Origin of the sequence: Enterobacter chuandaensis (assembly GCF_003594915.1) — a bacterium.
Taxonomy (GTDB): Bacteria; Pseudomonadota; Gammaproteobacteria; order Enterobacterales; family Enterobacteriaceae; genus Enterobacter; species Enterobacter chuandaensis.
In genome coordinates, this window is sequence record NZ_QZCS01000022.1 from 20,900 (window position 1) to 32,241 (window position 11,342).

An 11,342-nucleotide genomic window follows, 5' to 3' on the forward strand; every position below is an offset into this window, starting at 1 on the left:
AGTATGAATTTCTCACCAGAATCCGCCACACCGCTCCGGAAATAGATGTCCATAAGAGTTGCGGGCAGAATACCATTGTTTATCAAAGCCGTCATTATGTCAGAAATAGCGTAATGCTGACCTAAGCTAAATCCTACAGTTGTTTATTTCATGGCGAATAAAAACAGGCTTAATTAAGCCTGCTGGAGCGCATGCTTTCATCTAATCCTTTTTGCCATGAATCATGCATTTTCGCTGCATTTTCAACGGTATCACAGCTGGCGGGAAAAGATTTGCCCGCTAACCCCCAAGCATGAATAAAACCTTCTTCACACACTTTCTTCTGACCATCAGCATAGCCGCGAAGATATTCACTACGATCAACGTGGGGGTCGTTAAAACTATCGGCCAGGGTCTGGTTATCTTTAACCGGCAAACCATTCATTGCGTCTTCTTTACCCGCACTGAACCAGTCAGGGCTCGTCCAGTCGGGCTGGAATGTGTAAGGATTAATCTGGCAGCCTGATAAAAACAGCGACAACAGCACGAGAGCAATTGAGCGCATAGCCATTCTCCTTTTTTCTTCAGCATAGCCTGGCGGTAGAAAACTGCTGTGTAATTTAAACTTTACATTTATTGCGGCATATTTTTGCTTTGAATTGAGTGGTGTAAAGTAATATTTACGTATTTTGGATTGAAATCTTTACTTGTTATGGTATCGTTGCTCCACCTCATTGAGGAAAACAACTATCGCAAACGAGCTTTACAGGATCGCTATCATGCAAAAAGACGCGCTGAACAACGTACATATCACTGACGAACAGGTTTTGATTACCCCGGATCAACTGAAAGCAGAATTTCCGCTGAGCGTCGCGCAGGAGGCTCAGATTGAGCACTCACGCCAGACCATTTCAGACATCATCGCTGGCCGCGATCCGCGCCTGCTGGTGGTCTGTGGGCCTTGTTCTATTCACGATCCTGAAACCGCCATTGAGTACGCCCGTCGATTTAAAGCATTAGCGGAGGAGGTCAGCGATAGCCTCTACCTGGTAATGCGCGTCTATTTTGAGAAGCCCCGTACGACCGTTGGCTGGAAAGGATTGATTAACGATCCGCACATGGATGGCTCGTTTGATGTGGAAGCAGGCCTGAAGATTGCGCGTCGCCTGCTGGTGGAACTGGTCAGCATGGGTCTGCCGCTGGCAACCGAAGCGCTGGATCCAAACAGCCCGCAGTACCTGGGCGATCTGTTCAGCTGGTCCGCGATTGGTGCGCGTACCACGGAGTCGCAAACCCACCGCGAGATGGCGTCTGGCCTGTCGATGCCGGTTGGTTTTAAAAATGGCACTGATGGCAGCCTGGCGACGGCGATCAACGCCATGCGCGCTGCCGCCATGCCGCACCGTTTCGTCGGTATCAACCAGGCGGGCCAGGTTTGCCTGCTGCAAACGCAGGGTAACCCGGACGGTCACGTGATTCTGCGCGGCGGGAAAGCGCCAAACTACAGCCCGGCGGATGTGGCGCAGTGTGAAAAAGATATGGAGCAGGCGGGACTGCGCCCGGCACTGATGGTAGATTGCAGTCATGGTAATTCGAATAAAGATTACCGTCGCCAGCCTGCGGTTGCGGAATCCGTGGTCGCGCAGATCAAAGACGGCAACCGTTCTATTATCGGACTGATGATTGAGAGCAATATTCATGAAGGCAATCAGTCATCTGAACAGCCGCGCAGCGCCATGAAGCACGGCGTCTCCGTAACGGATGCCTGCATCAGCTGGGAAACCACCGATGCGCTGCTGCGAGAGATCCACAAAGATTTGAACGGCCAGCTGGCGACGCGTCTGGCTTAAGAGGTTAGTTATGGTTGCTGAATTGACCGCACTGCGCGATCAAATTGATGAAGTGGATAAGGCGCTGCTGGATCTGCTGGCGCGCCGCATGGCGCTGGTGGCCGAAGTCGGTGAAGTTAAAAGCAAATATGGCCTGCCGATTTACGTCCCGGAGCGCGAAGCCTCTATGCTCGCCTCCCGCCGTAAAGAGGCGCAGGCGCTGGGCGTTTCACCGGATTTGATTGAAGATGTTCTGCGTCGCGTGATGCGCGAATCCTATTCCAGCGAAAACGATAAGGGCTTTAAGACCCTCTGTCCGTCCCTGCGTCCGGTGGTGATCGTCGGCGGGGCTGGGCAGATGGGGCGCCTGTTCGAGAAAATGCTGACCCTTTCTGGCTATCAGGTACGCATTCTGGAAAAAGAGGACTGGGCGCAGGCACCGGAACTGATGAAAGATGCCGGGATGGTTATCGTCAGCGTGCCGATCCACGTGACGGAGCAGATCGTCGGGAAGCTTCCTCCTTTACCGAAAGATTGCATCCTGGTGGATCTGGCCTCTGTCAAAAATGGTCCACTGCAGGCAATGCTGGCTGCGCATAATGGCCCGGTGCTGGGTCTGCACCCGATGTTTGGCCCTGACAGCGGTAGCCTGGCAAAACAGGTGGTGGTTTACTGCGATGGCCGTCAGCCGGAAGCCTACCAGTGGTTCCTGGAGCAGATTCAGGTCTGGGGCGCGCGGCTGCATCGCATTAGCGCGGTCGAGCACGATCAGAACATGGCGTTCATTCAGGCGCTGCGCCACTTTGCGACGTTTGCCTACGGCCTGCATCTGGCGGAAGAGAACGTCCAGCTTGAACAGCTTCTGGCGCTCTCTTCACCTATCTATCGTCTGGAGCTGGCGATGGTCGGGCGTCTGTTTGCTCAGGATCCCCAGCTGTACGCCGACATTATTATGTCTTCCGAAAACAACCTGGCGCTGATTAAGCGCTACTATCAGCGCTTTGGCGAAGCCATTACGCTGCTGGAACACGGAGACAAGCAGGCGTTTATCGACAGCTTCCGCAAGGTCGAGCACTGGTTCGGCGATTATGCGCAGCGTTTCCAGAGCGAGAGCCGAACGCTGTTGCGCCAGGCAAATGACAGTCGCCAGTAATGCGATGATGTATATACTGAAAGCCAGCAATGCTGGCTTTTTTCATTTTGAGGAACTGTCATGGCCGAACCGCAGCTGCTGTTGAACTACACCGGGCATCTGCCCGAATGCCCGACGTGGAGCGCAGAAGAGAATGCACTCTACTGGGCCGATATTCTGGAAGGAGAGATCCACCGCTACCACCTGCCGACGGCGGAACATACCGCGCTCTCTTTCCATGAGGAGGTGGGCTGTTTCGCGCTGCGCGAGCAGGGTGGTTTTATCGTTGCGATGAGAACGGGTATCTGGCTGACCGATAAACACGGCCTGCTGCGCCGCAAGGTGTGTGATAACCCCTCTAACCCGCAGCTGGCCCGGTTTAACGATGGAGGCACTGACCATCAGGGGCGGTTCTACGCGGGTACGTTCTGGGGGCCGGGGGATTACAACGGCGCGCTGCTGATGCGTATTGATAACGACCTGACACCAAAAGTGATCCAGTGTGATATTCACGGGCATAACGGCTTAGCGTTTAGCCCGGATCAGCAGTGGATGTTTACCTCAGACACGCCAAACGGCGTTATTTATCGCACGCCAGTTGATGAACAGGGTGAACCCGGCAAGCGTGAGGTATTTCATCAGTTTAAAGAGGGGGAAGGCATACCGGATGGTGCGGCGATGGATGTGGAAGGCTGTTACTGGAGCGCGCTGTTTGACTGCTGGCGTATCGCACGCTTTTCACCGCAAGGGGAGCAACTGCAAGAGTATCGACTGCCGGTACGCTGCCCGACGATGGTCTGCTTTGGCGGCGATGATATGAAAACACTGTTCATTACCACCACGCGGGAAAATATGGACGCGGAGGAGGTGGCGAAGTATCCGCTCTCCGGCGCCATCTTCACCCTGCCGGTGAGTGTGGCAGGGATGAAGAAAAGCCGGTTTATCGAACGTTAGATCGGATCGACCGGGACGACGTTTTCGCTTGGGTAGCAGCCCAGCACTTTCATAGAACGGGTGATTTCACCCAGCTCGCGCAGGGCTTTTTGCATGGAGGCAGACTCCAGGTTGGCCTGGATATCAAGATAGAACATCTCTTCCCACGGATTACCGTGGATCGGACGTGATTCCAGCTTCGTCATGATCAGGTTGTGGTTACGCAGCACCAGCAGGGCTTCAACCAGCGCGCCGGCCTGTTGACCGGTCGCCATCAGCAGCGTGGTTTTCGCCGGCACCTGGTCTGACACGTTGATTGCCTTGCGGGCCAGCACCACGAAGCGGGTGATGTTTTGCGTCTGGTTTGCCAGGTTGCGTTCCAGCACCTGTAAACCATACAGCGCGCCGCCCGCTTCGCTGCCGAGCGCAGCGACGGTTGGCGAGTTAGCCTGCGCCACTTTTTCCATCGCCGCCGAGGTGCTTTCGGTGTATTCAATTTTCCAGTTCGGATTGCGGTTCAGGAACTGGCTGCACTGCTGGAACGGCTGAGGATGGCTGTATACCGTTTCGATCTTGCTCAGGTCGGTGGAGCCGGAGACCAGCACGCAGTGATCGATAGGGATCGTCAGCTCGCCAACCAGCGACAGGCTGGTGTGCTGGAGCAGATCGTAGACGTCATTAATCGCGCCGGAGCTGGTGTTTTCAATCGGCACCACGGCGTAATCCGCCTGGCCGGTTTCTACCTGATTGAAAATATCAGCAAACTTCGCGCAGCCGCTCTCAATAAATTCTTCGAAATGGCGTGCGGCATACTGACGTGCGGCCAGGTGAGAATAAGAGCCTTTCGGACCGAGGAAGGCGATACGCGCAGAGTGCGGATTGGTTTTGTTCAGATGCTGCTGGAGTAACGCTTGCTGAGTGAGTACGGAGTCTTCAATGATGAGCTGGAACAACCGGGTGATGTAGTGGGCATCGAGGTGATGCGCTTTGCCGAGCTGGATCAGACGCTCCAGCAGATCGCGCTCGCGGTCGATATCACGCACCGGGCGATGGGAGTCCAGTTTGGCTTTTCCCACTTCAACGGCAAGTGCGCGGCGTTCGGCCAGCAGCGCCAGTAATTTCTCGTCCAGCGCGCTGATTTTTACGCGCAGATCCAGTAACGGGTTTTCCGGTGTCATAGTGTTGCCTGTCTCATTTTATCGTTATCAATAAAAAAGGCCCCCCGGTGTGGGAGGCCTTGTTGTTCGTCTTCGCATTCTTTATCACACGACGAAACGCCTCCCGTTCAGGGGAAGGTAAAAAAGAATGCGAAGAAGAACGGCGTGAGTTTCATAAAGTCATCCAGTGTTTGATACCGTTAAAGTACCCGCACTGTTTTCACCCTGTCAATAAAAAACAAAAAACGCGCCCGAAGGCGCGTTGGCGGTACACTCAATTTAAAGGATTACTCTTCTTCAACTTCTTCCGCAAAGCTTGCGTCTTTCACCGATGTAGTGGCGCGACGGGCTTCGCCTTTGTGTTGCACTTTATTGAGCTGCCGTTCCAGCTTGTTGATCAAATCGTTAATAGCGGTGTACATATCCTCATGTTTTGCGCTGGCGACCAGATGGCCGTTTGGAGTATTGATAGTTGCGTCAGCGATGAAACCCTGCGGCTCCTTGGACAGGATGATATGTGGATTAATCAAATGTGTTTGCCATTTATCCAGTTTGGCGAGACGGTCTGCGACGTGCTGGCGAATTGCCGGAGTAATTTCCATTTGTTTACTGGTAATGTTCATTGTCATAAATTTTACCTCTTGTCTTTCCGTCTTGGTGATTCCAGCATACCCGACCTAATGTCAAAATGTGTGATTTAGATCACGTTATTTTGTCGGTTTTTGTCAGGGAATCTTTTTTGTGAGGCAGGACAGGAAGAGGTGAGATTTACCTTGTCGAAGGCAAAAATTGGAGCCATAGTTGACTGGATGTGTTGAGGCTAAAGCGCTTCAGCGGCGCTCTGAAATGAATAAAAAAAACGGCAGCCTCCGGGCTGCCGTTTTGCATTGAGGCAATATCAGGTATTGCTGCTGTTGGCGGCGATGATTTTCGCCACTTTCTCAGCCTGAGCGGTCATCTGCATCTGACGGTAAGCATTTTCCATCAGCTTCAGGCTGTCACGCGTTGCCTGAGTATCCGGGTAATCACGCAGCATACCTTCTACGCGGTTAACCACGGCAACCCATGCGCCGCGGCGGGTGTAGTATTCCGCGACGGAGTATTCATATTTCGCCAGTCGATCTTTCAGGAACACCAGACGTTTGGTGGCGTCAGTCACGTACTGGCTGTTTGGATAGCCGCGCACCAGCTTGGAGAAGTCATTGAAGGCGTCGCGCGCATGCTGCGGGTCACGGTCGGAACGATCCACGCCGAAGAAGCCCTGCAGGGCGCTGTCGTCCAGCGCCATGTTGGTCAGGCCGCGCATGTACATGACGTAGTCGATGTTAGGATGAGTCGGGTTCAGACGCATGAAACGATCGATAGTTGCCTGAGCCAGCGGCAGGTCGGCATTTTTGTAGTAGGCGTAGATAAGATCTAACTGTACCTGCTGCGAATACGGACCAAATGGATAGCGATTATCCAACGCTTCCAGTTGCGTTATCGCCTGTTTCCAGTTACCGTCCTGCAACTTTTGTTGTGCAGTCGCATAGATTTCATTCGGCGGATTGTCAGGGACCTGTTCATTCGAACCGGAGCAGCCCACCAAAGCCAGGCTCAACGTGGCCGCTGCCACCAGATATTTCATGCGCGTCATGACGTTTTGACTTTCCTCAAATGTTTGTCCGGGAGAAACTCTGTTCCTGCTCCCGATTAAGACCAGCTACAATAGCACACTATATTAAACGGCAAAGCCGTAAAACCCAACGTTAAACAAAGAAGCAGTTTATGGCACAACGAGTAGAACTCACCGCAACAGTCTCCGAAAATCAGCTCGGTCAACGCTTAGATCAGGCTTTGGCCGAATTGTTCCCTGATTATTCGCGTTCACGCATAAAAGAATGGATCCTTGACCAGCGCGTGCTGGTAAACGGCAAGATCTGGGACAAACCAAAAGAGAAAGTGTTTGGTGGGGAAGCTGTTGCCATCAATGCTGAAATCGAAGAGGAAATCCGCTTCGAGCCGCAGGATATCCCACTGGATATCGTCTATGAAGACGATGACATTCTGGTGATCAACAAGCCGCGCGACCTGGTTGTTCATCCGGGGGCGGGAAATCCCGACGGTACGGTGCTTAATGCACTCCTTCATTATTATCCGCCGATCGCAGATGTCCCGCGCGCGGGCATCGTGCACCGTCTGGATAAAGACACCACCGGGTTGATGGTGGTGGCGAAGACCGTGCCTGCGCAGACCCGTCTGGTGGAATCGCTGCAGCTGCGTGAAATCACTCGCGAATATGAAGCGGTGGCGATTGGGCACATGACAGCTGGCGGCACGGTAGAAGAGCCAATCAGCCGTCACCCGACGAAACGCACCCATATGTCGGTGCATCCGATGGGTAAACCAGCGGTGACGCACTATCGCATTATGGAGCACTTCCGTATTCACACGCGCCTGCGCCTGCGCCTGGAAACCGGCCGTACTCACCAGATCCGCGTACATATGGCACACATTACCCATCCGCTGGTGGGGGATCAGGTGTACGGCGGTCGTCCGCGTCCGCCAAAAGGCGCGTCAGACGAGTTCATCAGCGTACTGCGTAAATTCGATCGTCAGGCGCTGCACGCGACCATGCTGCGTCTTTATCATCCGATTACAGGCATTCAGATGGAATGGCATGCGCCTATCCCGCAGGATATGGTGGAACTTATTGACGCTATGCGTGCTGATTTCGAAGAACATAAGGATCAAGTGGACTGGTTATGACCAAACTGATTGTCCCGGCGTGGCCACTGCCTGAAGGCGTGGCCGCCTGCAGTTCAACCCGTATCGGTGGCGTAAGCCAGGACGCGTGGGCGTCTTTGAACCTCGGTGCGCACTGTGGCGACAACCTGGAACACGTTGAAGAAAACCGTAAGCGTCTGTTTGCTGCGGGGAACCTGCCGTCGAAACCGGTCTGGCTGGAACAGGTTCACGGTAACGCGGTGCTGAAGTTGACGGGGGAGCCCTATGCTTCTAAACGCGCTGATGCCTCGTACAGTAATACGCCGGGAACGGTTTGTGCGGTGATGACCGCCGATTGTCTGCCGGTGCTGTTTTGTAACCGTGCCGGTACGGAGGTGGCAGCAGCGCACGCGGGCTGGCGTGGCCTGTGTGAAGGCGTGCTCGAAGAAACTATCTCCTGTTTTAACGATGAGCCAGCCAATATCATGGCCTGGCTTGGCCCGGCCATTGGCCCTCGCGCTTTTGAAGTGGGGCCGGAGGTTCGCGAAGCATTCATGGAAAAAGATCCGCAAGCAGTGGAAGCTTTCCTGCCTTCGGGAGATAAATATCTGGCCGATATTTATCAGCTTGCCCGCCAGCGCCTGAATAATGCTGGCGTGACCCAGATCTTCGGCGGAGATCGCTGTACCTTCACCGAAAAGGGTGATTTTTTCTCTTATCGCCGCGACAAGACGACGGGGCGTATGGCAAGTTTCATTTGGCTGATATAACCTAAAGAATCAAGACGATCCGGCACGTGCCGTTTTCTTTTCACATAATTCAGGTCATTAACCTTGAATAATTGAGGGATGACCTCATTTAATCTCCAGTAGCAAATTTGACCTGTTATGGGAGGAGTTATGCGTCTGGATCGTCTTACTAATAAATTCCAGCTTGCTCTCGCCGATGCCCAGTCCCTCGCACTGGGGCACGACAACCAATTTATCGAACCTCTTCATTTAATGAGCGCCTTGCTGAATCAGGAAGGGGGATCGGTACGTCCTTTATTAACGTCCGCTGGCATTAATGCTGGCCAGTTACGCACCGCTATCGATCAGGCGCTGAGCCGTTTACCGCAGGTAGAAGGTACCGGCGGCGACGTGCAGCCGTCGCAGGATCTGGTACGCGTGTTGAACCTTTGCGACAAGCTGGCGCAAAAACGTGGGGACAATTTTATTTCGTCAGAACTGTTTGTTCTGGCGGCGCTTGAATCACGCGGTACCTTGACCGACCTGCTGAAATCTGCCGGTGCAACCACCGCAAATGTGACTCAGGCGATTGAGAAAATGCGCGGAGGTGAAAGCGTGAACGATCAGGGAGCCGAAGACCAACGTCAGGCTTTGAAGAAATTTACGGTCGATCTGACCGAGCGTGCCGAACAGGGCAAGCTTGACCCGGTTATCGGCCGTGACGAAGAGATCCGCCGTACGATTCAGGTACTGCAGCGTCGTACCAAGAATAACCCGGTACTGATTGGTGAACCGGGTGTCGGTAAAACCGCCATCGTTGAAGGGCTGGCGCAGCGAATCGTGAACGGTGAAGTGCCTGAAGGCCTGAAAGGCCGCCGTGTGCTGGCCCTGGACATGGGCGCGCTGGTGGCCGGTGCGAAATACCGCGGTGAGTTCGAAGAGCGTCTGAAAGGCGTGCTGAACGATCTGGCGAAACAGGAAGGCAACGTCATTCTGTTTATCGACGAACTGCACACCATGGTAGGAGCCGGTAAAGCGGACGGCGCGATGGATGCCGGGAACATGCTGAAACCTGCGCTGGCGCGCGGTGAGCTTCACTGTGTCGGTGCCACTACACTGGATGAGTACCGCCAGTACATTGAAAAAGATGCCGCTCTGGAACGCCGTTTCCAGAAAGTGTTTGTTGCCGAGCCAAGCGTTGAAGATACCATCGCGATCCTGCGTGGTCTGAAAGAGCGCTATGAGCTGCACCACCACGTGCAGATTACTGACCCGGCCATCGTTGCCGCGGCGACGCTTTCGCATCGTTATATCGCTGACCGTCAGCTGCCGGATAAAGCCATCGACCTTATCGATGAAGCCGCGTCCAGTATCCGCATGCAGATTGACTCGAAGCCGGAAGAGCTGGACCGACTCGACCGACGCATCATTCAGCTCAAGCTGGAACAGCAGGCGCTGAAGAAAGAGTCTGATGAGGCGAGTAAGAAACGCCTGGATATGCTCAATGAAGAACTGGACGATAAAGAGCGCCAGTATTCTGAGCTGGAAGAAGAGTGGAAAGCGGAGAAAGCTTCCCTTTCCGGTACTCAGACTATTAAAGCTGAACTCGAACAGGCAAAAATTGCTATTGAGCAGGCTCGCCGTGTCGGCGATCTGGCGCGGATGTCTGAACTGCAGTACGGCAAAATCCCTGAGCTGGAGAAACAGCTTGAGATTGCGACGCAGTCCGAAGGCAAAACGATGCGTTTGTTACGTAATAAAGTGACGGATGCCGAAATTGCTGAAGTGCTGGCGCGCTGGACCGGTATTCCAGTGGCACGCATGCTGGAAGGCGAACGTGAAAAACTTCTGCGCATGGAGCAGGATCTGCATAATCGCGTTATTGGCCAGAACGAAGCGGTTGAAGCAGTTTCCAACGCCATCCGTCGTAGCCGCGCAGGGCTTTCCGATCCTAATCGCCCGATTGGTTCGTTCCTGTTCCTGGGGCCAACCGGCGTCGGTAAAACAGAGCTGTGTAAAGCGCTGGCTAACTTTATGTTCGACAGCGACGATGCGATGGTGCGTATCGATATGTCCGAGTTTATGGAGAAACACTCCGTCTCGCGTCTGGTCGGTGCGCCTCCGGGATATGTCGGTTATGAAGAAGGCGGTTACCTGACGGAAGCGGTGCGCCGTCGTCCTTATTCCGTCATTCTGCTGGATGAGGTGGAAAAAGCGCACCCTGATGTGTTCAACATCCTGCTTCAGGTACTGGATGATGGTCGTCTGACCGACGGGCAGGGGAGAACGGTCGACTTCCGTAATACGGTTGTCATCATGACCTCGAACCTGGGTTCCGATTTGATTCAGGAACGCTTCGGTGAACTGGATTACGGTCATATGAAGGATCTGGTGCTCGGTGTGGTGAGCCATAACTTCCGTCCGGAGTTCATTAACCGTATAGATGAAGTAGTAGTCTTCCATCCTCTGGGTGAGAAACACATTGCGTCGATTGCGCAGATCCAGCTGCAGCGTCTGTACAAACGTCTGGAAGAGCGTGGATATGAAATTCACATCTCCGACGAGGCGCTGAAGCTGCTGAGCGCGAATGGTTACGATCCGGTATACGGTGCGCGTCCATTAAAACGTGCTATCCAGCAGCAGATCGAGAACCCGCTGGCGCAGCAGATTCTTTCAGGAGAGCTGATCCCAGGCAAAGTTATCCGTCTGGAAGCCAACGACGATCGCATTGTGGCAGTGCAGTAAGTCACAAAACGCAAAAACGAGCCGCTTGCGGCTCGTTTTTGTTTAAAAACCAGGCGAGAATTGAGGTCTGGGATGTGATTTGCCTGGAAAGTGAGCAGTCAGTAAATAATTTTCACTTTATTCTTGCAGCCTC

The 11,342-nt window shown here is 53.7% G+C and carries 11 protein-coding genes and 1 other annotated feature; of the genes, 6 read left to right on the forward strand and 5 right to left on the reverse strand.

Translation table 11 applies throughout. The annotated features are described in order from the left end of the window. Nucleotides 1-169: 169 nt before the first annotated feature. The gene (locus D5066_RS22135; RefSeq protein WP_080330256.1) at nucleotides 170-544 is read right to left on the reverse strand and encodes a DUF2799 domain-containing protein; all 375 of its coding nucleotides are present in this window, start codon (nucleotides 542-544) and stop codon (nucleotides 170-172) included. A 214-nt stretch (nucleotides 545-758) separates the two neighbouring features. On the opposite strand from D5066_RS22135, the gene aroF reads away from it, so the two are divergent. The 3 genes from aroF to D5066_RS22150 are packed head-to-tail and all read left to right on the forward strand — an operon-like array spanning nucleotide 759 to nucleotide 3,894. Continuing rightward, nucleotides 759-1,829 (forward strand): 3-deoxy-7-phosphoheptulonate synthase AroF, encoded by a 1,071-nt coding sequence (gene aroF, locus D5066_RS22140; protein ID WP_119917231.1) that lies wholly within the window; start codon nucleotides 759-761, stop codon nucleotides 1,827-1,829. Nucleotides 1,830-1,839: 10 nt separating this feature from the next. Continuing rightward, nucleotides 1,840-2,961 (forward strand): bifunctional chorismate mutase/prephenate dehydrogenase, encoded by a 1,122-nt coding sequence (gene tyrA, locus D5066_RS22145; RefSeq protein WP_080330257.1) that lies wholly within the window; start codon nucleotides 1,840-1,842, stop codon nucleotides 2,959-2,961. Between the two features lie 60 nt (nucleotides 2,962-3,021). After that, nucleotides 3,022-3,894, forward strand: coding sequence for an SMP-30/gluconolactonase/LRE family protein (locus tag D5066_RS22150; RefSeq protein WP_119917232.1), 873 nt, complete (start codon nucleotides 3,022-3,024; stop codon nucleotides 3,892-3,894). Here the strand turns inward: D5066_RS22150 and pheA are convergent. The 4 genes from pheA to bamD all read right to left on the reverse strand — a co-directional run bounded on the left by pheA (nucleotide 3,891) and on the right by bamD (nucleotide 6,666). Continuing rightward, on the reverse strand, nucleotides 3,891-5,051 hold the full coding sequence (gene pheA, locus D5066_RS22155; protein WP_119917233.1) for a bifunctional chorismate mutase/prephenate dehydratase: 1,161 nt from the start codon (nucleotides 5,049-5,051) through the stop codon (nucleotides 3,891-3,893). The two genes, D5066_RS22150 and pheA, sit on opposite strands and share 4 nt — an antisense overlap. A gap of 30 nt (nucleotides 5,052-5,081) precedes the next feature. After that, nucleotides 5,082-5,207 (reverse strand) — a sequence feature (Phe leader region). Then, the gene (gene pheL / locus D5066_RS22160; RefSeq protein WP_100249759.1) at nucleotides 5,159-5,206 is read right to left on the reverse strand and encodes a pheA operon leader peptide PheL; all 48 of its coding nucleotides are present in this window, start codon (nucleotides 5,204-5,206) and stop codon (nucleotides 5,159-5,161) included. (Overlaps the previous feature by 48 nt.) A gap of 110 nt (nucleotides 5,208-5,317) precedes the next feature. Next, complete coding sequence (gene raiA, locus D5066_RS22165; RefSeq protein WP_008502470.1) at nucleotides 5,318-5,659, reverse strand: ribosome-associated translation inhibitor RaiA; 342 nt, start codon at nucleotides 5,657-5,659, stop codon at nucleotides 5,318-5,320. 269 nt (nucleotides 5,660-5,928) lie between these two features. After that, the gene (gene bamD / locus D5066_RS22175) at nucleotides 5,929-6,666 is read right to left on the reverse strand and encodes an outer membrane protein assembly factor BamD (RefSeq protein ID WP_119917234.1); all 738 of its coding nucleotides are present in this window, start codon (nucleotides 6,664-6,666) and stop codon (nucleotides 5,929-5,931) included. Nucleotides 6,667-6,797: 131 nt separating this feature from the next. Between bamD and rluD the strand changes: the two genes are divergently transcribed. The 3 genes from rluD to clpB all read left to right on the forward strand — a co-directional run bounded on the left by rluD (nucleotide 6,798) and on the right by clpB (nucleotide 11,209). Next, on the forward strand, nucleotides 6,798-7,778 hold the full coding sequence (gene rluD, locus D5066_RS22180) for a 23S rRNA pseudouridine(1911/1915/1917) synthase RluD (RefSeq protein WP_080330260.1): 981 nt from the start codon (nucleotides 6,798-6,800) through the stop codon (nucleotides 7,776-7,778). Beyond that, nucleotides 7,775-8,506, forward strand: a complete 732-nt coding sequence (gene yfiH, locus D5066_RS22185; RefSeq protein WP_119917235.1) for a purine nucleoside phosphorylase YfiH — start codon at nucleotides 7,775-7,777, stop codon at nucleotides 8,504-8,506. The genes rluD and yfiH overlap by 4 nt, the downstream gene beginning before the upstream one ends. A 129-nt stretch (nucleotides 8,507-8,635) precedes the next feature. Further along, nucleotides 8,636-11,209 (forward strand): ATP-dependent chaperone ClpB, encoded by a 2,574-nt coding sequence (gene clpB / locus D5066_RS22190; protein WP_119917236.1) that lies wholly within the window; start codon nucleotides 8,636-8,638, stop codon nucleotides 11,207-11,209. Nucleotides 11,210-11,342: the final 133 nt, after the last annotated feature.

Bases quoted from the DNA above. Each gene is read 5' to 3' on its own strand.
- clpB (WP_119917236.1), top strand. From the start codon at position 8,636: ATGCGTCTGGATCGTCTTACTAATAAATTCCAGCTTGCTCTCGCCGAT.
- D5066_RS22135 (WP_080330256.1), bottom strand. From the start codon at position 544: ATGCGCTCAATTGCTCTCGTGCTGTTGTCGCTGTTTTTATCAGGCTGC.
- yfiH (WP_119917235.1), top strand. From the start codon at position 7,775: ATGACCAAACTGATTGTCCCGGCGTGGCCACTGCCTGAAGGCGTGGCC.
- D5066_RS22150 (WP_119917232.1), top strand. From the start codon at position 3,022: ATGGCCGAACCGCAGCTGCTGTTGAACTACACCGGGCATCTGCCCGAA.
- pheA (WP_119917233.1), bottom strand. From the start codon at position 5,051: ATGACACCGGAAAACCCGTTACTGGATCTGCGCGTAAAAATCAGCGCG.
- aroF (WP_119917231.1), top strand. From the start codon at position 759: ATGCAAAAAGACGCGCTGAACAACGTACATATCACTGACGAACAGGTT.
- rluD (WP_080330260.1), top strand. From the start codon at position 6,798: ATGGCACAACGAGTAGAACTCACCGCAACAGTCTCCGAAAATCAGCTC.
- tyrA (WP_080330257.1), top strand. From the start codon at position 1,840: ATGGTTGCTGAATTGACCGCACTGCGCGATCAAATTGATGAAGTGGAT.
- bamD (WP_119917234.1), bottom strand. From the start codon at position 6,666: ATGACGCGCATGAAATATCTGGTGGCAGCGGCCACGTTGAGCCTGGCT.
- raiA (WP_008502470.1), bottom strand. From the start codon at position 5,659: ATGACAATGAACATTACCAGTAAACAAATGGAAATTACTCCGGCAATT.